The sequence below is a fragment of the Streptomyces sp. NBC_01618 genome (assembly GCF_045209435.1).
Lineage (GTDB): Bacteria > Actinomycetota > Actinomycetes > Streptomycetales > Streptomycetaceae > Streptomyces.
The window spans coordinates 5,868,860-5,889,262 of record NZ_CP109297.1; the positions used below are offsets into that span (position 1 = coordinate 5,868,860).

Genomic DNA, 20,403 nt, shown 5'->3' on the forward strand with positions numbered 1-20,403 from the left:
CGGCGGTGGTGGTTCAGCCGCAGAGGGGCGCGCGATGGCAGCTGTACGCCAGCGTGCCCAGCAGCAGCCGGGCCTGCGGCGGCGAGGCCGCCGTGTCCAGCACCGGCGGGCGCAGCCACCGGACGGGGCCGAGGCCGCCCTCGTCGGACGGCGGGGCGGTGATGTGGCAGCCGGGCCCCAGCGCCCGCAGGTCCAGGCCCGCGTCGTCCCAGCCCATCCGGTACAGCAGCTGCGGGAGCTCGGCGGCCGCCCCCGGGGCGACGAAGAACTGCGCCCGCCCGGCCGGTGTCACCGCGACCGGGCCGAGCGGCAGCCCCATCCGCTCCAGGCGCACCAGGGCCCGGCGCCCGGCCGCCTCGGCGACGTCGAGGATGTCGAAGGTGCGGCCCACCGGCAGCAGCATCGAGGCGCCCGGCACCCGGGCCCAGGCATCCGCAGCCGTGTCGAGCGAGGCGCCCGCGGGGACCTCGGGGGCGAAGTCCAGCGGATGGGCGCCGGGGGAGGGGCACCGCGCATCCCCGCACGAGCAGCGGCCGACCGCGGCCCGCGCCCCCGGCGCGACGGCCCAGCCCCACAGCCCTGTGTACTCGGCCACTGCGGTGCACTCGGCCGCGCGGCCGCGACGCCGTGAGCCGGTGCGCATCTCACGGATGCCGCCGATCGTGAAGCCCATGCCCCCTCCAACGGGTCCGGCTCGCCGGTGGTTACGACGCGGAGCGCATTCGTGACACTCCGTCATTGGTGCCGATCCGTGGTGCGCCGGTGCGCTGGGGTGGTGCGAGATGGTTCGCGCGCCTCGCCGTGTATCACTGCGCCCACTGCTGATCGCCGTGTGTCAAGTGAATCGCGCCCGGCGGGGACGGTGTTCATTCGAAGGGGTGGCGAATGGTGGCGATTCTGTAATCGCGCTCGCCGAGCGGGTGATCGTAGGATTACCGTCGGTACGCGAACCATGGAAGTATGTGCGCTCGTGGGTATGCCCGAGGCAACCCGATTTCAAGTTCGATCGTGCGCAACCTCCGTATGGGCAGCATCGGATCAGGGCATTCTGGTATCGGATCAGGGCATTCTGGTAATGGTTCGCGCGACAGCATTCGGCGGATGGGGGCGTTCCAGTGAGCGGCAGCGGCGCAGGCGATTCGAATGCCGGTAAGCGCCCCAACGGGCAATTGGGCTCATGGTTCGTGCGCAGCGGCTGGTCGAAGGGCGAGCTGGCACGGCAGGTGAACCGCCGGGCGCGCCAGATGGGCGCCCACCACATCAGCACCGACACCTCCCGGGTCCGGCGCTGGCTCGATGGTGAGCAGCCGCGCGAACCGATCCCGCGCATCCTCTCCGAGCTCTTCTCGGAGCGCTTCGGCTCCGTCGTCGCCGTCGAGGACCTCGGACTGCGCTCGGCGCATCAGTCACCGTCCGTGTCCGGCGTCGACCTGCCCTGGGCGGGCCCGCAGACCGTCGTCCTGCTCAGCGAGTTCTCCCGCAGCGATCTCATGCTCGCCCGCCGCGGGTTCCTCGGCTCCTCGCTCGCGCTGGCCGCGGGGCCCGCCCTGATCGAGCCCATGCAGCGCTGGCTGGTGCCCGTCACCGCCAACGAACGCGAGGAGCCGGAGTCGCCCGCCGCGGCCCGCAGGCCCTCCCGGCTCTCCGGCCCCGAGCTCGATCTGCTGGAGTCCACCACCGCGATGTTCCGCCAGTGGGACGCGCAGTGCGGTGGCGGGCTGCGCCGCAAGGCCGTCGTCGGCCAACTCCACGAGGTCACCGACCTGTTGCAGGAGTCGCAGCCGGCGGCCACCGCCAAGCGGCTGTTCCGCTGTGCGGCCGAACTGGCGGAGCTGGCCGGCTGGATGAGCTACGACGTCGGCCTCCAGCCCACCGCCCAGAAGTACTTCGTGCTCGCGCTCCACGCCTCGAAAGAGGCCGGTGACAAACCGCTCGGTTCGTATGTTCTGTCCAGCATGAGCCGTCAGATGATCCACCTCGGACGGCCCGACGACGCCCTCGAACTGATCCATCTCGCGCAGTACGGCAGCCGGGACTGCGCCACCCCGCGCACCCAGGCCATGCTGTATGCGATGGAGGCCCGCGCGTACGCCAACATGGGCCAGCCCAGCAAGTGCAAACGAGCCGTCCGGATGGCCGAGGACACCTTCGACGACGTCGGGATCGACGGCGAGCCCGAGCCCGACTGGATCCGTTTCTTCTCCGAGGCCGAGCTCAACGGCGAGAACTCCCACTCGTACCGCGATCTCGCCTACGTCGCGGGCCGCAGCCCCACGTACGCCACGCTCGCCGAACCCCTCATGAAGAAGGCCGTCCGGCTCTTCGGCAAGGACGACGAGCACCAGCGGTCGTACGCACTCAACCTGATCGGCCTCGCCACCGTCCACCTCCTCCAGCGCGAGCCCGAACAGTCCACGGTGCTGGCCGAGAAGGCGCTGCTGGTCGCCAAGAAGATACGCTCCGAACGCGTCAACACCCGGCTCCGCAAGACCGTCGACACCGCTGCCAGGGACTTCGGGGACATTCCCGAAGTCGCCAGGCTCACCGACCTCCTCACCGAGCAGCTGCCAGAAACCGCCGCAGCGGTCTGAGCGGCCCCACGGGCCCCGGCCACGACGACCATCCCGTACAGACCGACTTCGGCTCCCCCATCGCCAGGTCAGAGGGTGGTCGGCGTGGCCGGTTCACCTTGCCGTGCCCGTACGGGAGAGTTCCGTGCAGGAGAGTCGTCACCGCACCGTATGCGGCCGCGGCGGCAGAGCGGGCCCGGCACCGGGTGCGCCACCGCCGGTTCATGGGGCCGTAACACACCGGACCTCTTCGTCACTGCCGCGAAACACCGTGCGGCATCGGCGGAAACCGTGCTGGGCGAATCTCATGGCTCATAACCGGCTCGCACCTTTTCCCCAGTGGTCCCGCACGTGGTGCCGCTCATCCCGCCCGCACGCGGCCGCACCGACGACGAGGAGACGCCGATGCCCCCAGGCATCACGACGCTTGCCGCAGACGCCCCGACGCTGTCTGCCGCCAACACCGGGTTCATGCTCATCTGCTCCGCTCTGGTGATGCTCATGACCCCGGCTCTGGCCTTCTTCTACGGAGGCATGGTCCGCGTCAAGAGCACCCTCAACATGCTGATGATGAGCTTCATCAGCCTCGGGATCGTCACGATCCTATGGGTGCTCTACGGATTCAGCGTCGCCTTCGGGACCGACATCGGTTCCGTACTCGGCTGGAGTTCGGACTACGTCGGTCTCAGCGGAATCGGCATCACCCAGCTCTGGGACGGCTACACGATCCCCGTCTACGTTTTCGCCGTCTTCCAGCTGATGTTCGCCGTCCTCACCCCGGCGCTGATCAGCGGCGCCCTCGCCGACCGGGTCAAGTTCACCTCGTGGGCCCTGTTCATCACGCTCTGGGTCACCGTCGTCTACTTCCCCGTGGCCCACTGGGTCTGGAGCGCGGGCGGCTGGCTCTTCGAGCTCGGCGTCATCGACTTCGCCGGTGGTACGGCCGTCCACATCAACGCGGGAGCCGCGGCGCTCGGCGTGATCCTCGTCATCGGCAAGCGCGTCGGCTTCAAGAATGACCCGATGCGGCCGCACAGCCTGCCGCTCGTCATGCTCGGCGCCGGACTGCTCTGGTTCGGCTGGTTCGGCTTCAACGCCGGCTCGTGGCTCGGCAACGACGACGGCGTCGGCGCGGTCATGTTCGTCAACACCCAGGTCGCCACCGCCGCCGCGATGCTCGCCTGGCTCGGCTACGAGAGGCTCCGCCACGGCTCCTTCACGACACTCGGCGCGGCCTCCGGCGCGGTCGCGGGCCTCGTCGCCATCACCCCGGCCGGCGGCGCGGTCAGCCCGCTCGGCGCCATCGCGGTCGGCGCCATCGCCGGTGTCCTGTGCGCCATGGCCGTCGGCCTGAAGTACAAGTTCGGCTACGACGACTCCCTGGACGTCGTCGGCGTCCACCTCGTCGGCGGTATCGCGGGCTCCCTCCTCGTCGGCCTCTTCGCCACCGGCGGCGTCCAGTCCGACGCCAAGGGCCTCTTCTACGGCGGCGGCCTCGACCAGCTCGGCAAGCAGGCCGTCGGAGTCTTCGCCGTCCTGGCGTACTCTCTGGTCGTTTCCGCCCTCCTCGCCCTCCTCCTCGACAAAACCATCGGGATGCGGGTCGACGAGGACGACGAGATCTCCGGAATCGATCAGGTCGAACACGCGGAGACGGCGTACGACTTCAGCGGAGCGGGCGGCGGCGCGGCCCCGCGCACCACGGCCTCCGCGGCACCGGGCACGACGGCAGCACCGAAGACCAAGAAGGTGGACGTATGAAGCTCATCACCGCAGTCGTCAAGCCCCACCGGCTCGACGAGATCAAGGAAGCCCTCCAAGCCTTCGGCATCCAGGGCCTCACGGTCACGGAGGCCAGCGGATACGGGCGTCAGCGCGGCCACACCGAGGTCTACCGGGGTGCGGAGTACACCGTCGACCTCGTCCCCAAGATCCGCATCGAGGTCCTCGTCGAGGACGAGGACGCCGAACAGCTCATCGACGTTGTGGTGAAGGCCGCCCGAACCGGCAAGATCGGTGACGGCAAGGTCTGGAGCGTGCCGGTCGACACCGCGGTTCGCGTACGGACGGGCGAACGCGGCCCGGACGCCCTCTGACCGACGGCGCCGAAGACCGACGGCCTCGAAGACCGACGGCCTCGAAGACCGACGGCCTCGAAGACCGACGGCCTCGAGGGCTGACGGCTCCGGAGGCCGATGGGCTCGAAGGGTGACGGCCCCGAGGGCTGACGGCCCCGAAGACCGACGGTCTCGAAGGGTGACGGCTCCGGAGGCCGATGGGCCCCGAAGGCTTAGACCGACCGGCAAATGGGGGGCGGCGTCGCGGGGCTGGGCACGCGCATCTGCGGCGTTGTCGTCAATCACCAACGCTCCGCGTTGCCTCAATCCTCCGCCTTGCAGCTGCACGCACCCAGCCCCGCTCCTTCTCCCGCTCCCCATTTGCCGGTCGGTCTTACGGGCTCCGAGGACCGACGGCCGTCGAAGGCTTACGGCCCCGAAACGAAAGGCAGCCGGGTGACGAGCACCGAAGTGACCACCGAATCCGACGACTCGAAGCCCAGCGGCTACGCGGCGGCCCGGCTGCGCCTCCTCCAGGAGAAGGCGCAGCCCGGGCCGCCGCGCCGTGCGGCCCTAGCCGCGCTCACCGACGACTGGCTCACCGCGCTGTTCACCACCGCCGCCGAGCAGACCGGCATCCGCGGCGCCGCCCTCGTCGCCGTCGGCGGCTACGGGCGCGGCGAACTCTCCCCGCGCAGCGACCTCGACCTCCTGCTCCTGCACGACGGCACCGACGACGCCGGGGCCATCGCCTCCCTCGCCGACCGCATCTGGTACCCCGTCTGGGACCTCGGCCTCGCCCTCGACCACTCCGTACGCACCCCCGCCGAAGCCCGCAGAACGGCCGGCGAGGACCTCAAGGTCCAGCTCGGACTGCTCGACGCCCGCCCCGTCGCAGGAAACCTCGGCCTCGTCGCCGCCCTGCGCACCACGATCCTCGCCGACTGGCGCAACCAGGCCCCCAAACGCCTTCCCGCCCTCGACGAACTCTGCCGGGAACGAGCCGAACGCCAGGGCGAGCTCCAGTTCCTCCTCGAACCCGACCTCAAGGAGGCCCACGGCGGACTGCGCGACACCACCGCCCTGCGCGCCGTCGCCGCCTCCTGGGTCGCCGACGCCCCCCGCGAGGGCCTCGCCGAAGCCCGCCGCGCCCTCCTCGACGCCCGCGACGCCCTCCACCTCACCACCGGCCGCGCCACCGACCGCCTCGGCCTCCAGGAACAGGACCAGGTCGCCACCGCCCTCGGCCTCCTCGACGCGGACGCCCTGCTCCGCCAGCTGTACGAGGCCGCCCGCACCGTCTCGTACGCCACCGACGTCACCTGGCGCGAGGTCCACCGCGTCCTGCGCGCCCGGTCCGTACGCCCCCGGCTGCGCGCCATGCTGGGCGGCGGCAGGACCGCCGCGACCGAGCGCACCCCGCTCGCCGAAGGCGTCGTCGAGGCCGACGGCGAAGTCGTCCTCGCCCGTACCGCCCGCCCCGAACGCGACCCCGTGCTCGTCCTGCGCGCCGCCGCCGCGGCCGCCCAGTCCGAACTCCCGCTCTCCCGCCACGTCGTACGCCACCTCGCCACCACCGCGCGCCCGCTGCCGGTGCCCTGGCCCGCCGAGGCCCGCGAGGAACTCGTCACCCTCCTCGGCGCGGGCGAGGCGACCGTCCCCGTCTGGGAAGCACTCGAAGCCGAAGGGCTGATCACCCGGCTGCTCCCCGACTGGGAACGCGTCCACTGCCGCCCCCAGCGCAACCCCGTCCACACCTGGACCGTCGACCGCCACCTCGTCGAAGCGGCCGTACGCGCCTCCTCCCTCACCCGCCGCGTCGGCCGCCCCGACCTCCTCCTCGTCGCCGCGCTCCTGCACGACATCGGCAAGGGCTGGCCCGGCGACCACTCCGTCGCCGGTGAGGTCATCGCCCGCGACATGGCCGCCCGGATCGGCTTCGACCAGCACGACGTGGGCGTCATCGCCACCCTCGTACGCCACCATCTGCTGCTCATCGAGACCGCCACCCGGCGCGACCTCGACGACCCCGCGACCGTCCGCTCCGTCGCCACCGCCGTGGGCAGCACCGCCACGCTGGAACTGCTGCACGCCCTCACCGAGGCCGACGCTCTCGCCACCGGGCCCGCAGCCTGGTCCACCTGGCGCGCCTCACTCGTCGCCGACCTCGTCGAACGCGTCGCCGCCGTGCTCGCCGGCCGGGCCCCGGAAGAACCGGAACCCGTCGCGCCCAGCGCCGAACAGGAACGCCTCGCCATCGAGGCCCTGCGCACCGGCGAGCCCGTCCTCGCCCTGCACGCCCAGGCCGAGACCCCGAACGAGGACGGCGAACCGGAACCCGTCGGCGTCGAACTCCTCATCGCCCTGCCCGACCGCCCCGGCGTGCTGCCCGCCGTGGCGGGCGTCCTCGCCCTGCACCGTCTCACCGTGCGGGCCGCCGATCTGCGTGCCGCGGAACTCCCCACCGAACTCGGCGCGGGCGACGCCGCCGGCCTGCTGCTGCTCAGCTGGCGGGTCGCGGCCGAATACGGCTCCCTGCCGCAGGCCTCCCGGCTCCGCGCCGACCTCGTACGCGCCCTGGACGGCTCCCTCGACATCCGCGCCCGCCTCGCCGAACGCGAGGCGGCCTACCCCAGGCGGCGCGGGGTGAAGGCCCCGCCGCCGAGGGTGACGGTCGCGGCGGCCGGCTCACAGCTTGCGACGGTGATCGAGGTACGGGCCCAGGACGCCCCGGGGCTGCTGCACCGGATCGGCCGGGCGCTGGAACAGAGCGGGGTACGGGTACGCAGCGCGCATGTGTCGACGCTGGGGGCGAACGCGGTGGATACGGTCTACGTCACACGTGAGGACGGCTCGGTGCTGCCGGGTGCGGCGGCGGCGGCACTGGCAAAGGCCCTGGAGGATGCCTTGCGGTGAGGCATGGGGGGCCGTCCTCGCCGGCGGCGGACGAATGAGGATGCTCCCCATCGGCCGGGGATGTTCCGGCATCCACCGCGTTCGCGCCCGGCGTGGACCGGCTCCCGGCACTCGCGGGGAGTCGTGCGACCGTGTCCGCTGCCCGGGATTTCCCCCGGCAGGGGTCATCGTTTCTCCCGAGCCGGATACCCTGGGGTACCGAATCCACTTTGCCCCCGACCCTGAGGACCGACGAGCGCCGTGTTCGATACTCTCTCCGACCGCCTTGCCGCGACTTTCAAGAACCTCCGGGGCAAGGGCCGCTTGTCCGAGGCGGACATCGACGCCACGGCCCGCGAGATCCGTATCGCCCTGCTCGAAGCAGATGTCGCGCTGCCCGTCGTCCGCGCCTTCATCGCCAAGGTCAAGGAGCGGGCGCGCGGCTCCGAGGTCTCCCAGGCGCTGAATCCGGCGCAACAGATGATCAAGATCGTCAACGAGGAGCTCGTAGGCATCCTCGGCGGCGAGACCCGGCGGCTGCGGTTCGCCAAGAACCCGCCCACCGTGATCATGCTCGCGGGTCTCCAGGGTGCCGGTAAGACCACCCTCGCCGGAAAGCTCGGCCTCTGGCTCAAGGGCCAGGGCCACTCCCCGCTGCTCGTGGCCTGTGACCTCCAGCGCCCCAACGCCGTCAACCAGCTCAGCGTCGTCGCCGACCGCGCGGGCGTGGCGGTGTACGCCCCCGAGCCGGGCAATGGCGTCGGTGACCCGGTCCAGGTAGCCAAGGACTCGATCGAGTTCGCCACGACCAAGGTCCACGACATTGTCATCGTCGACACCGCCGGCCGTCTCGGCATCGACCAGGAGCTGATGCAGCAGGCCGCGGACATCCGCGACGCCGTCAGCCCCGACGAGATCCTCTTCGTCGTCGACGCGATGATCGGCCAGGACGCGGTCAACACCGCCGAGGCCTTCCGCGACGGCGTCGGCTTCGACGGCGTGGTGCTCTCCAAGCTCGACGGTGACGCCCGCGGTGGTGCGGCCCTGTCGATCGCCCACGTCACGGGCAAGCAGATCATGTTCGCGTCGAACGGTGAGAAGCTCGAGGACTTCGACGCCTTCCACCCCGACCGCATGGCGTCCCGCATCCTCGACATGGGTGACCTGCTCACCCTGATCGAGCAGGCGGAGAAGACCTTCAGCCAGGAAGAGGCCGCCAAAATGGCCTCCAAGCTGGCGTCCAGCAAGGGCAAGGACTTCACGCTCGACGACTTCCTGGCCCAGATGGAGCAGGTCAGGAAGATGGGCTCCATCTCCAAGCTGCTCGGGATGCTGCCCGGCATGGGGCAGATCAAGGACCAGATCAACAACATCGACGAGCGCGACGTGGACCGTACCGCCGCGATCATCAAGTCGATGACCCCGAAGGAGCGCGCCGAGCCGACGATCATCAACGGCTCGCGCCGGGCCCGGATCGCCAAGGGCTCCGGTGTCGAGGTCAGCGCGGTGAAAAACCTGGTGGAGCGGTTCTTCGAAGCGCGCAAGATGATGTCGAAGATGGCGCAGGGCGGCGGCATGCCGGGGATGCCCGGGATGCCGGGCATGGGCGGCGGCCCCGGCCGGCAGAAGAAGCAGGTCAAGCAGGCCAAGGGCAAGCGCAAGAGCGGCAACCCGATGAAGCGCAAGGCCGAGGAGCAGGCCGCGGCGGCCCGTCGCGAGCAGGCGGCGGCGCAGGGCGGCGCGTTCGGTCTGCCGACGCAGGACGACAAGAACTTCGAGCTGCCGGACGAGTTCAAGAAGTTCATGGGCTGATCGCCCGACTGCGCATGCGTGAGGGGCGCCCACCGGCGGTGGGCGCCCCTCACGCATGCGCCGCGTGGTTCTGTGCTGCGTGCCGTCCCGGCCGGGGGCCGCGCTTCCCTCTCCGGGCCCATTGGAAGGGCCCACGAGGGGCTATAGGTCGATTTCTCCTTTAATGTCACATTCACTGGCTGTCGGCAGAGGAGCGCGCGTGACCAACCCCGTACCTCCCCGCGACCGGCCCGATCAGCCCTGGCGCTCCGAGGGCGCCCCGCCGCCCCCGCCACCGGGCCGGAAGATGCCGGGAGGCTGGGGCGGACTGCTGCTCACCGCGCTCGCCGTCTATCTGATCGCCAACCTGGTGCTGTCCTTCTTCAACGGGCAGGAAGAGCCCACGATCGCCTACACGGAGTTCAGCAAGCAGGTCACCTCGGGCAATGTCTCCAAGATCTACTCCAAGGGCGACGCCATCCAGGGACAGCTCAAGAAGGAGGCGAAGGTCCCGGGAACCGACAAGAAGTACACCAAGTTCGTCACGCAGCGGCCCGCGTTCGCGGACGACAAGCTCTGGGCCGAACTGGTCAAGGACGATGTCGCGGTCACCGCCGAGCCCGTCGTCCAGCAGCGCAGCTTCCTCGCCAACCTGCTGATCTCGCTGGCCCCGATGCTGCTGCTCGTCCTGCTCTGGGTGTTCGTCGCCCGCCGGATGGCCAAGGGCATGGGCGGCGGGATGGGCGGCTTCGGACGCAAAGCCCCGCCCAAGCCCGTCGAGCTGGAGGCCGGCCGGCGCACCACCTTCCAGGACGTGGCCGGGATCGACGAGGTCGAGGGCGAGCTCAACGACGTCGTGGACTTCCTGAAGAACCCGCAGGCGTACCGGAGGATGGGCGCCCGGATGCCCGGGGGAGTGCTCCTCGCGGGACCGCCCGGCACCGGCAAGACGCTGCTCGCCCGGGCCGTCGCGGGTGAGGCCGGGGTGCCGTTCTTCTCGGCATCGGCCTCCGAGTTCATCGAGATGATCGTCGGCGTCGGCGCGAGCCGGGTGCGGGAACTCTTCGCGGAGGCGCGCAAGGTCGCCCCGGCCATCGTCTTCATCGACGAGATCGACACCATCGGCCGGGCCCGCGGCGGCGGCTCCGGCATGGGCGGCCACGACGAACGTGAGCAGACCCTCAACCAGATCCTCACCGAGATGGACGGCTTCTCCGGTTCGGAGGGCGTCGTCGTCCTCGCCGCGACCAACCGCGCCGACGTCCTCGACCCCGCCCTCACCCGGCCCGGCCGCTTCGACCGGATCGTCCAGGTCAGCCCGCCGGACCGGCGCGGCCGGGAGGCGATCCTGGAGATCCACACCCGGCAGATCCCGCTCTCCGACGACGTGAACCTGGCCCAGGTGGCCGGTACGACCCCCGGTATGACCGGCGCCGACCTCGCCAACCTCGCCAACGAGGCCGCGCTGCTCGCCGTCAAACGCCGGCAGTCCGAGGTCAGCCAGTCCGATCTCTCGGACGCCCTGGAGAAGGTCCAGCTGGGCGCGGAACGCTCGCTCGTCATGTCGGACGAGGAACGCCGCAGGACCGCGTACCACGAGAGCGGGCACGCCCTGCTCGGCATGGTCCAGCCGGGCGCCGACCCGGTCCGCAAGGTCACCATCGTGCCGCGCGGCCGGGCCCTGGGCGTCACCCTCTCGACGCCGGAAGCCGACAAGTACGCCTACACCGAGGAGTATCTGCGCGGCCGCATCATCGGCGCGCTCGGCGGGATGGCCGCCGAGCAGGTGGTCTTCGACATGGTCACCACCGGCGCGGAGAGCGACCTGGAGCAGGTCACCAACCTGGCCCGCGGCATGGTCGGCCGCTGGGGCATGAGCCACAAGGTGGGCCGGCTGACGGCGATCCCGAGCGATGCCCAGCAGGCGTATGGTCTCTCCGCGGCCCCCGCGACACTCGACGCGGTGGACGGCGAGATGCGGCGCATCGTCGACGAGTGCTACGAGGACGCGTGCCGGCTCCTGCGGGAGAACCGGCACAGGCTGGACTCGCTGGCCGCGGCACTGCTGGAGCACGAGACGCTGGACGAGGCCGCGGCCTATCGGGCGGCCGGGATCGCCCGCCTGGCCAAGTAACCGCCGCGGCCCGGACGGTGCACACGGAACTTCAGGTCGTGCACACGAGATAGCGGAAGACGTTCGGCATCCAGATCGTGCCGTCCCGGCGCAGATGCGGATGCAGAGCATCCGCGACCTCCTTCGCCACCTGGTCCTGGTCCGTCGCCAGAACCGCCGCGTCGAAGAGCCGCGTCGACAGCAACCCCCGCACCGCGCTGTCCATGTCCGCGTACCCGAACGGGCACGCCACCCGGCCGGAACCGTCCGGGCTCAGCCCGGCCCGGAACGCCACTTCCTCCAGATCGTCCCGCTCCCACGGCCGCCAGCCACCGGTGCGCGGCGCCCGGGCCCCGTCGGAGAGCCGCCCCGCCACCCGCAGCACCGGCGCCGTCGCACACCGCTCCGGTGGACCCCACCCGGTCAGCACGACTGTGCTGCCCCGGGCCGCCAGCGGCACGGCCGACCGCAGCGCGTCCACGAGCCGTTCGCCGTCACCGGACGAGCAGCCGATCGGACTGAACGCGGTGATCAGGCCGTACGGCGCCCCGTCGGCCGGGGCGGCCGCGGACGGATCACCGTCGACCAGCCGGGCGTGCCCGGGCGGAGTCCCCGCATCGCTCGCCGGATCGGGCAGCAGCCGGGCGCGGGCGAGCGCCAGCCGTTCGGAATCGGTGTCGACGCCGGTGACGCGCGCGCCGCGTGCGGCCGCGATCAGCAGCGCGAGACCGGAGCCGCAGCCGAGGGAGAGCAGCCGGGTGCCGGTTCCTACTTCGAGCCGCTCGTACACCGCCTCGTACAGCGGTGCGAGCATCCGCTCCTGGATCTCGGCCCAGTCCCGGGCACGGGTACCCGGATCCACCGGGGTGTCCGTGTCCGCGTAGCTGTGGTGCCGGACGAGCGTTGGTGTCATGGAAGCGCCCCAATCCGCCGAGAGGTCGGTCGTGTCCGATCGGTCGTGCCCGAGTGGCTGTTCCCCCCTGCGCGTCTGCGTCCGCTCCCCCCGTATGTCAGAGAACTGCGCATCCGCGCCCACGTCCAGAGGTCTGATGGCAATGGTTGTGTGCTCCGGTGCTGCGCCCGTGCGTACGGCCCGTGGAGGCAGGGCCAGTCGCTCCGTGTGGTGGGCGGTGTCGCCGTACGATGCGCGCCATGGCAAAGGCACCCGTTCTCACGCCCCAGGCCGAGGACTTTCCCCGCTGGTACCAGGATCTGATCAACAAGGCCGAACTCGCGGACAACGGTCCGGTGCGCGGCACCATGGTCATCCGGCCGTACGGATACGGCCTGTGGGAGCGGATGCAGCAGGAGATGGATGCCCGGATCAAACAGGCGGGCGCCCAAAACGCCTACTTCCCACTCTTCATCCCCCAGTCTTACCTGACACGCGAAGCCGAGCACGTCGAGGGCTTCGAACCGGAGCTCGCGATCGTGACCCACGCCGGTGGAAAAGACCTCGAGGAGCCCGTGGTGGTGCGGCCGACGTCCGAAACGATCATCAACGAGTACTTCTCGAAATGGGTCCAGAGCTACCGGGATCTGCCGCTGCTGATCAACCAGTGGGCGAACGTCGTGCGCTGGGAGATGCGCCCGCGGGTCTTTCTCCGCACGACGGAATTCCTCTGGCAGGAGGGCCACACCGCCCACGCCACCTACGAGGAGGCCCGGGACTACGCCGCGTACATCCACCGGGAGGTCTACGCGGACTTCATGGTCAACGTCCTCGGCATCGACGTGGTCCTGGGCCGCAAGACCCCGGCCGAGCGGTTCGCCGGGGCCGTCAACACCCTGACGCTCGAAGGAATGATGCGGGACGGCAAGGCCCTGCAACTGGGCACGAGCCACGAACTCGGCACCAACTTCGCCCGGGCCTTCCACACCAGCTACCTGTCCAGGGAAGGCAGGCAGGAGCTTGTCTGGCAGACCTCCTGGGGCTCGTCGACCCGCATGGTCGGCGGTCTGATCATGGCGCACGGCGACGACCACGGCCTCCGGGTGCCGCCGCGCCTCGCCCCCGTCCAGGCCGTCGTGGTCGCGGTCAAGGACGACGACGCGGTACTCGCCGCGGTCCGGTCGGTCGGGGAGCGGCTGCGTGCCGCGGGGATCAGGGCCGAGGTCGACGACCGCACCGACACCCCGTTCGGCCGCCGCGTCGTCGACTGGGAACTCAAGGGCGTGCCGGTACGGGTCGAGATCGGCCCGCGCGATCTGGCGGACGGCACCGCGATGCTCGCCCGGCGGGTCCCCGGCGGAAAGGAACCGGTGGCCATCGACGCCCTGCCCGCGCTGCTCCCGACGGTCCTGGAGGAGGACCAGGCAGCTCTGCTGCGGGAGTCCCGGAGCCGGCGCGAGTCGGCCACCAGCGAGGTCGCGACCGTCGAGGAGGCCGTGGAGGCGGCGGCCGCGGGCGGCTGGGCGCGTATCGCCTGGTCGGCCCTCGGCCCGGCGGGGGAGGCCCGGCTCGCGGAGCACGGGGTGTCCGTACGGTGCCTGGTCGCCGGGGACGGGTCCGTGCCGGACGCGGACGACGCCCCAGGTACTGTCGCCCTGGTGGCCCGCGCCTACTGACGCGCCCCACCCGCCTCCGGGGCCGTCCGACGGACCGGCGTACGGTTGCCGTCTACGCCCGGGCGTACGGGGCGCTACGTACCACCTTGGTGTGAGCTGTGCGACTTCTCCGCAGATCAGCGCACCCGCCCTCGTCAGGACGCATCAGCGGCAACTGACTGGTACGTGCAAATTATTTGGGATGGCCCGGAATCGGAACACTGGGGCACCCGTGCTCGTTGTCACGACGTGAGCACGACACCACCTGTACTTGCCGCAGAGCTGGCGCAGGCGTGGGCCGACATTCAGCGGTACCACCCCGAGCTGCCCGATCTAGCCGCGCCAGAGTCCCTGATCGGAGAGTCCTCGTCCGCCTGTGGCGCCGAACTCTCCTTCGAGCGACTGCTCCACGAGGCAGTCCACGGCATCGCCGCCGCGAGAGGTGTCCGCGACACCTCGCGGGCCGGCCGCTACCACAACCGACGATTCCTCGCGATCGCCGAGGAGTTGGGCCTCGACCACGCCGAGGAGCCCCACCCCAGCAGCGGCTTCTCGCTGGTCACGCTCAACCCCGAGGCCAAGCGGAGGTACCGCCCGACGATCGAGCGGCTGCAGCGCGCCCTCAAGGCGCATACGGTCGCCACCGCCGCCGACACCAAGCGTTCCTTCCGCGGGCCGGCCGCCCGGCACGGCTCCTCCGGTGGAGGCGTCCGCGTCAAGGCCGTCTGCGACTGCGGACGCAACGTGCGGGTCGTCCCGTCGGTGCTGGCGCAGGCGCCGATCGTCTGCGGTGGCTGCGGAAAGCCGTTCCGTATCCCCGAAGCCGCGGTTGCGGTGGGGTGACCCGAAGCGGTGTGGCACAATGGCTAGCTGTACTCGACAGTCGCACAGGACCCCTCTCTCCTCCGGCTGACGCGTCCATCGGGCACCCGAGTACCGCAACCCCACGTGGCATCTTCGTTGTGCCCAACCACGTCATAGACCAGGAGACACCACTTCCGTGGCAGTCAAGATCAAGCTGAAGCGTCTGGGCAAGATCCGTTCGCCTCACTACCGCATCGTCGTCGCCGACTCCCGTACCCGCCGTGACGGCCGGGCCATCGAGGAGATCGGCCTGTACCACCCGGTGCAGAACCCCTCGCGCATCGAGGTCAACTCGGAGCGTGCGCGGTACTGGCTGTCCGTCGGCGCCCAGCCGACCGAGCCGGTTCTCGCGATCCTGAAGCTCACCGGTGACTGGCAGGCCCACAAGGGTCTCCCGGCCCCCGCGCCGCTGCTGCAGCCGGAGCCCAAGGCCGACAAGCGCGCCCTGTTCGAGGCCCTGGCCAAGGACACCGGCGAGGAGTCCAAGGGCGAGGCCATCACGCAGAAGGCGAAGAAGTCCGACAAGAAGGCGGACGAGGCTGCTGACGCGGCTGCGCCCGCCGAGTCGACCGAGGCCTGATCATGCTCGAGGAGGCTCTCGAGCACCTCGTGAAGGGCATCGTCGACAACCCTGACGATGTGCAGGTCGCCTCGCGCAACCTGCGCCGTGGTCGCGTGCTGGAGGTCCGGGTCCACCCCGACGACCTCGGCAAGGTGATCGGCCGCAACGGTCGCACCGCACGCGCGCTGCGTACCGTCGTGGGCGCCATCGGCGGCCGTGGCATCCGCGTCGACCTCGTCGACGTGGATCAGGTTCGCTGACAGAGTTGAACACCGGCACGGGCCGGGGAGGGCCATGCGCCCACCCCGGCCCGTCGTCGTACGACAGGGTCGCAGGACAGGAGAAACACAAGGTGCAGTTGGTAGTCGCGCGGATCGGCCGTGCCCACGGCATCAAGGGCGAGGTCACCGTCGAGGTGCGTACGGACGAGCCCGAGCTGCGGCTCGCGCCCGGGGCCGTGCTCGCCACCGAACCGGCCGGCGCCGGACCGCTGACGATCGAGACCGGCCGGGTGCACAGCGGACGGCTGCTGCTGCGCTTCGAGGGCGTACGCGACCGTACGGCTGCCGAGGCCCTGCGCAACACGCTCCTGATCGCCGAGGTCGACCCGGCGGAACTCCCCGAGGACCCCGAGGAGTTCTACGACCATCAGCTCATGGACCTCGACGTGGTCCTCGCCGACGGCACCGGGGTCGGCCGGATCACCGAGATCACGCATCTGCCGTCCCAGGACCTCTTCATCGTCGAGCGGCCGGACGGCAGCGAGGTGATGATCCCGTTCGTGGAGGAGATCGTCTCCGAGATCGATCTCGAAGCGCAGCGCGCCGTGATCACCCCGCCGCCCGGTCTGATCGACGAGAGCCAGGCCGTGATCGACTCCTCGCGGGACGAGGACCGCGAAACAGAGGACGACGGGGACGAGGCGCCCGGGGCCGGGAAGGACGCCTGATGCGCCTCGACGTCGTCACGATCTTCCCCGAGTACCTGGAGCCGCTGAACGTCTCCCTCGTCGGCAAGGCCCGCGCGCGCGGCCGTCTCGACGTGCACGTGCACGACCTGCGCGACTGGACGTACGACCGGCACAACACGGTCGACGACACCCCGTACGGCGGCGGCCCCGGCATGGTCATGAAGACCGAGCCGTGGGGCGAGGCGCTGGACGACGCGCTGGCGGCCGGGTACGAGGCCGGGGCGCACTCCCCGGTGCTCGTGGTGCCCACACCCAGCGGCCGCCCGTTCACCCAGGAGCTCGCCGTCGAGCTCTCCGAGCAGCCGTGGCTGATCTTCACCCCGGCCCGCTACGAGGGCATCGACCGGCGGGTGACGGACGAGTACGCGACCCGTATGCCGGTCGTCGAGGTGTCCATCGGGGACTACGTGCTGGCCGGCGGGGAAGCCGCGGTACTCGTGATCACAGAGGCGGTGGCCCGGCTGCTGCCCGGAGTGCTCGGCAATGCCGAATCGCACCGGGACGACTCCTTCGCCCCCGGCGCGATGGCCAATCTGCTGGAGGGGCCCGTCTACACCAAGCCGCCCGAGTGGCGCGGCAGGGGCGTCCCGGACGTCCTGCTCAGCGGGCACCACGGGAAGATCGCGCGCTGGCGGCGGGACGAGGCGTTCCGTCGCACCGCCCTCAACCGGCCCGATCTGATCGAGCGCTGCGAGGCGAGCGCCTTCGACAAGAAGGACCGCGAGATCCTCTCGATTCTCGGCTGGTCACCGGAGCCCGGGGGCCGATTTTGGCGCAGGCCCGAGGCCGTGGAAGAATAGGCCGCTGCTGTCCGTCCGACGTGCGCCCCTGCCACAGGGGGAAAGCGACCGTTGTGTTCCCCATGGACATGGGGATGGTCCCGACGCCCGCCCGACGTGATCAGCACCCCGAATTCATCACTCTCCCGTCGATGACCTGTGGCATCGGCGAAGAAAGCAGACAACATGGCTTCCCTGCTCGATGGCGTCAACGCCGCCTCGCTGCGTACTGACGTCCCGGCCTTCCGCCCCGGCGACACCGTCAACGTCCACGTGCGAGTGATCGAGGGCAACCGCTCCCGTATCCAGCAGTTCAAGGGCGTAGTCATCCGCCGCCAGGGCTCGGGCGTCAGCGAGACCTTCACGGTCCGCAAGGTCTCCTTCAGCGTCGGCGTCGAGCGCACCTTCCCGGTGCACAGCCCGATCTTCGAGAAGATCGAGCTCGTCACCCGCGGTGACGTCCGTCGCGCCAAGCTGTACTACCTCCGTGAGCTGCGCGGCAAGGCCGCGAAGATCAAGGAGAAGCGCGACAACTGAGCTGACTCCCAGGTCCACAGGACAGCCGGATAAACTCTGGCCCCGATGGACACGGAAGCCAAGCCCTCGGAGCGCGACCGCTCCTCCGCACCCGCAGCAGGGTCGGAGGCGGGGTCGCGCTCTTCGCGTATCCCGGACCGGCTGACCGCCTCGATGTCATGGCGGCGGACCGCCGTGCTCGGTGCCGTCTGCTCGGTATTCGTGCTGCTCGTCAGCGCCCTCGTGGTGCAGCCCTTCCTGATTCCCAGCGGCTCGATGGAGCCCACCCTGCGGGTGGGGGACCGGGTGCTGGTGAACAAGTTGGCGTACCGTTTCGGCTCCGTACCGCAGCGCGGCGATGTCGTGGTCTTCGACGGCACCGGTTCCTTTGTGCAGGAGCCGCCCCGGGAGAATCCCGTCACCGGACTGCTGCACGGCGCGGCGGCGTCCATGGGCCTGGCGGAGCCCGCCGAGACCGACTACGTGAAGCGGGTGGTGGGCGTGGGGGGCGACCGGGTGGTCTGCTGCGACAAGCGGGGACGCATCGAGGTGAACGGCAGTCCGATCGGCGAGGACTACCTGTACCCGGGCGATGCGCCGTCCCGGGTGCGCTTCGACATCGTCGTCCCCGACGGCACGCTGTGGATGATGGGCGACCACCGCAGCAATTCCCGCGACTCGCGCGACCACCTGGGAGAGCCGGGCGGTGGCATGGTTCCGGTCGACATGGTGATCGGCAGGGTGGACTGGATCGGCTGGCCGCTGGGCCGGCTGGGCTCGCTGCCGGACAGCGCGGCCTTCGCCGGTCCACGGGTGCCGGGCGGGGCCCATGGGTAGCCGACGGCGGGGGCAGGGCGGGGGCGATCCGGAGATACCGGCGTCCGGCGCCGGGCCGACGCCCGCGCGCTCGCTGCCGACCAGGGCGGAGCGGCGCAAACTCGCCCGCAAGGTCAAGCGGCGGCGGCGCAGGTCGGCCATCCGGGAGATCCCCCTTCTCATCGTCGTGGCGCTGTTGATCGCGCTCGTGCTCAAGACCTTCCTGGTGCAGGCCTTCGTGATCCCGTCCGGATCGATGGAGCAGACCATCCGGATCGGCGACCGGGTGCTCGTGGACAAACTGACGCCGTGGTTCGGCTCCAGGCCCCAGCGGGGCGACGTCGTCGTCTTCAACGACCCGGACCACTGGCTCAAGCAGGAGAACACCGCCAAGAAGGATCCGCCCGTCGTCGTCAAGCAGGCGAAGGAAGCGCTGACCTTCATCGGGCTGCTGCCGTCGGACAATGAGCAGGATCTGATCAAGCGGGTGGTCGCGGTCGGCGGCGACACGGTGAAGTGCTGCGACAAGAACGGCCGGATCACCGTCAACGGCGTACCGCTCGACGAGCCCTATCTCCATCCCGGCAATCCGCCCTCCCTCATCAAATTCGAGGTAAAGGTTCCGGCCGGACGGATCTTCGTGATGGGCGATCACCGGTCGGATTCGGCCGATTCGCGCTACCACCTGGACGAGCCCGGACACGGCACGGTTTCCGAGGACGAGGTCGTCGGACGTGCTGTTGTCATCGCCTGGCCCTTCGGCCACTGGCGAAAACTGGAGGAACCGGCGACTTTCGACTCGGTCCCTGACGCGCGCGCCGGGACGGCTGCTGCCTCGGGCCCGTCGAATAGTGTGGTGTCCAAGGATCCCAACGGAATGATCCCTCTCCCGACCCCTGCGGAACTCCCGCTCGTTATGGGAGTGGTGGGCCTGCACCGGCTATGGCGCAGGCGGTGGCACGGAGTAAGGAGTGGATGTGGGGGATTTGGCGGTCGGCGCGCGATCCGGACACGAGGAACCCGAGGACCGGCCTGACAATCCGGAGAATGTCGAGTCCGCCGGGGCGACGGACCGCGCGGAGAGTGCCGGCGACTCTCCGGACGGCGGTGGTACGGCCCTGAAGAAGCCGCGCTCCTTCTGGAAGGAGCTGCCCCTGCTCATCGGCATCGCGCTGGTTCTCGCGCTGCTGATCAAGACGTTTCTGGTGCAGGCGTTCTCGATCCCCTCGGACTCGATGCAGAACACGCTCCAGCGGGGCGACCGGGTGCTGGTCGACAAGCTGACCCCGTGGTTCGGCGCGGATCCCAAGCGTGGCGAGGTCGTGGTCTTCCACGACCCGGGCGGCTGGCTGGAGAACACCCAGGCGGCCAATCCCAATGTGGTGCAGAAGTTCCTCAGCTTCATCGGACTGATGCCGTCCGCCGAGGAGAAGGACCTGATCAAGCGGGTCATCGCGGTCGGCGGCGACACGGTGGAGTGCAAGAAGGACGGCCCTGTCGTGGTCAATGGCAAGGCCCTGGACGACAAGTCGTACATCTTCCCTGGGAACACGCCCTGCAACGACGAGCCGTTCGGCCCGATCAAGGTTCCCCAGGGCCGGATCTGGGTGATGGGCGACCACCGCCAGAACTCCCTCGACTCCCGCTATCACCAGGAGCTCCCGGGCGGCGGCACGGTCTCCAACGACGAAGTCGTCGGCCGCGCCATCGTCGTGGCCTGGCCGATCAACCGCTGGGCGACCCTGCCCGTCCCGAAGACCTTCGACCAGCCGGGGATCAACGCGGCGATGGGCATGGCCCCCGGAGCACTCGGTGTGGCCGGTGCGCTGCCCATCGTGCTGTGGCGTCGCAGGAAGCTGACCAGCGGGCGTACCGCCGGGTAGTGTGCCCACTCGGATCAGCGGTTGTCGATCTCCGAGGTGG

The 20,403-nt window shown here is 70.3% G+C and carries 18 protein-coding genes; 16 read left to right on the forward strand and 2 right to left on the reverse strand.

Annotated features, from left to right (window positions below; genetic code table 11):
• Positions 1-13 precede the first annotated feature (13 nt).
• Entirely contained in the window at positions 14-673 is a 660-nt protein-coding gene (locus OH735_RS27325; RefSeq protein WP_406384282.1) for a bifunctional DNA primase/polymerase, read from the reverse strand.
• Positions 674-1,115: 442 nt separating this feature from the next.
• Here OH735_RS27325 and OH735_RS27330 point away from each other — a divergent pair, with 442 nt between their 5' ends.
• From OH735_RS27330 to ftsH, 6 genes are all read left to right on the forward strand, one after another.
• The gene (locus tag OH735_RS27330) at positions 1,116-2,591 is read left to right on the forward strand and encodes a hypothetical protein (protein ID WP_406384283.1); all 1,476 of its coding nucleotides are present in this window, start codon (positions 1,116-1,118) and stop codon (positions 2,589-2,591) included.
• 384 nt (positions 2,592-2,975) lie between these two features.
• Positions 2,976-4,331, forward strand: coding sequence for an ammonium transporter (locus tag OH735_RS27335; protein WP_406386756.1), 1,356 nt, complete (start codon positions 2,976-2,978; stop codon positions 4,329-4,331).
• Entirely contained in the window at positions 4,328-4,666 is a 339-nt protein-coding gene (locus OH735_RS27340; RefSeq protein ID WP_406384284.1) for a P-II family nitrogen regulator, read from the forward strand. Before OH735_RS27335 ends, OH735_RS27340 begins: the two co-directional genes overlap by 4 nt.
• 417 nt (positions 4,667-5,083) lie before the next feature.
• Positions 5,084-7,543, forward strand: a complete 2,460-nt coding sequence (locus OH735_RS27345) for a [protein-PII] uridylyltransferase (RefSeq protein WP_406384285.1) — start codon at positions 5,084-5,086, stop codon at positions 7,541-7,543.
• A gap of 240 nt (positions 7,544-7,783) precedes the next feature.
• Entirely contained in the window at positions 7,784-9,334 is a 1,551-nt protein-coding gene (gene ffh / locus OH735_RS27350) for a signal recognition particle protein (protein ID WP_406384286.1), read from the forward strand.
• 199 nt (positions 9,335-9,533) lie between these two features.
• Positions 9,534-11,447 (forward strand): ATP-dependent zinc metalloprotease FtsH, encoded by a 1,914-nt coding sequence (gene ftsH / locus OH735_RS27355; protein ID WP_406384287.1) that lies wholly within the window; start codon positions 9,534-9,536, stop codon positions 11,445-11,447.
• Between the two features lie 31 nt (positions 11,448-11,478).
• Here the strand turns inward: ftsH and OH735_RS27360 are convergent, their stop codons facing one another.
• Positions 11,479-12,339, reverse strand: a complete 861-nt coding sequence (locus OH735_RS27360) for a methyltransferase domain-containing protein (RefSeq protein WP_406384288.1) — start codon at positions 12,337-12,339, stop codon at positions 11,479-11,481.
• Positions 12,340-12,578: 239 nt separating this feature from the next.
• Between OH735_RS27360 and proS the strand changes: the two genes are divergently transcribed.
• The 10 genes from proS to lepB (OH735_RS27410) all read left to right on the forward strand — a co-directional run bounded on the left by proS (position 12,579) and on the right by lepB (OH735_RS27410) (position 20,363).
• Complete coding sequence (gene proS / locus OH735_RS27365) at positions 12,579-13,994, forward strand: proline--tRNA ligase (RefSeq protein ID WP_406384289.1); 1,416 nt, start codon at positions 12,579-12,581, stop codon at positions 13,992-13,994.
• Between the two features lie 228 nt (positions 13,995-14,222).
• Positions 14,223-14,816 (forward strand): hypothetical protein, encoded by a 594-nt coding sequence (locus OH735_RS27370; RefSeq protein ID WP_030928573.1) that lies wholly within the window; start codon positions 14,223-14,225, stop codon positions 14,814-14,816.
• A 157-nt stretch (positions 14,817-14,973) separates the two neighbouring features.
• On the forward strand, positions 14,974-15,417 hold the full coding sequence (gene rpsP, locus OH735_RS27375) for a 30S ribosomal protein S16 (protein ID WP_406384290.1): 444 nt from the start codon (positions 14,974-14,976) through the stop codon (positions 15,415-15,417).
• A 2-nt stretch (positions 15,418-15,419) separates the two neighbouring features.
• Positions 15,420-15,659, forward strand: coding sequence for an RNA-binding protein (locus OH735_RS27380; protein WP_005311361.1), 240 nt, complete (start codon positions 15,420-15,422; stop codon positions 15,657-15,659).
• Positions 15,660-15,751: 92 nt separating this feature from the next.
• A complete protein-coding gene (rimM, locus tag OH735_RS27385) occupies positions 15,752-16,348 on the forward strand; it encodes a ribosome maturation factor RimM (RefSeq protein WP_406384291.1) in 597 nt (198 codons plus the stop codon).
• Positions 16,348-17,169 (forward strand): tRNA (guanosine(37)-N1)-methyltransferase TrmD, encoded by an 822-nt coding sequence (trmD, locus tag OH735_RS27390; protein ID WP_406384292.1) that lies wholly within the window; start codon positions 16,348-16,350, stop codon positions 17,167-17,169. Before rimM ends, trmD begins: the two co-directional genes overlap by 1 nt.
• A gap of 165 nt (positions 17,170-17,334) precedes the next feature.
• Positions 17,335-17,685 (forward strand): 50S ribosomal protein L19, encoded by a 351-nt coding sequence (gene rplS, locus OH735_RS27395; protein WP_093899094.1) that lies wholly within the window; start codon positions 17,335-17,337, stop codon positions 17,683-17,685.
• A 45-nt stretch (positions 17,686-17,730) separates the two neighbouring features.
• Positions 17,731-18,501: a signal peptidase I gene (lepB, locus tag OH735_RS27400; protein WP_406384293.1), complete on the forward strand. Its 771-nt coding sequence runs from the start codon at positions 17,731-17,733 to the stop codon at positions 18,499-18,501.
• A complete protein-coding gene (lepB, locus tag OH735_RS27405) occupies positions 18,494-19,516 on the forward strand; it encodes a signal peptidase I (protein WP_406384294.1) in 1,023 nt (340 codons plus the stop codon). The genes lepB (OH735_RS27400) and lepB (OH735_RS27405) overlap by 8 nt, the downstream gene beginning before the upstream one ends.
• Positions 19,467-20,363, forward strand: coding sequence for a signal peptidase I (gene lepB / locus OH735_RS27410; RefSeq protein ID WP_406386758.1), 897 nt, complete (start codon positions 19,467-19,469; stop codon positions 20,361-20,363). The genes lepB (OH735_RS27405) and lepB (OH735_RS27410) overlap by 50 nt, the downstream gene beginning before the upstream one ends.
• Positions 20,364-20,403 lie beyond the last annotated feature (40 nt).

What these genes read in the sequence shown, in the direction of transcription:
- OH735_RS27325 (WP_406384282.1), bottom strand. Translation starts at nt 673, where the DNA reads ATGGGCTTCACGATCGGCGGCATCCGTGAGATGCGCACCGGCTCACGG.
- OH735_RS27335 (WP_406386756.1), top strand. Translation starts at nt 2,976, where the DNA reads ATGCCCCCAGGCATCACGACGCTTGCCGCAGACGCCCCGACGCTGTCT.
- OH735_RS27340 (WP_406384284.1), top strand. Translation starts at nt 4,328, where the DNA reads ATGAAGCTCATCACCGCAGTCGTCAAGCCCCACCGGCTCGACGAGATC.
- OH735_RS27360 (WP_406384288.1), bottom strand. Translation starts at nt 12,339, where the DNA reads ATGACACCAACGCTCGTCCGGCACCACAGCTACGCGGACACGGACACC.
- proS (WP_406384289.1), top strand. Translation starts at nt 12,579, where the DNA reads ATGGCAAAGGCACCCGTTCTCACGCCCCAGGCCGAGGACTTTCCCCGC.
- OH735_RS27380 (WP_005311361.1), top strand. Translation starts at nt 15,420, where the DNA reads ATGCTCGAGGAGGCTCTCGAGCACCTCGTGAAGGGCATCGTCGACAAC.
- trmD (WP_406384292.1), top strand. Translation starts at nt 16,348, where the DNA reads ATGCGCCTCGACGTCGTCACGATCTTCCCCGAGTACCTGGAGCCGCTG.
- rplS (WP_093899094.1), top strand. Translation starts at nt 17,335, where the DNA reads ATGGCTTCCCTGCTCGATGGCGTCAACGCCGCCTCGCTGCGTACTGAC.
- lepB (WP_406384293.1), top strand. Translation starts at nt 17,731, where the DNA reads ATGGACACGGAAGCCAAGCCCTCGGAGCGCGACCGCTCCTCCGCACCC.
- lepB (WP_406384294.1), top strand. Translation starts at nt 18,494, where the DNA reads ATGGGTAGCCGACGGCGGGGGCAGGGCGGGGGCGATCCGGAGATACCG.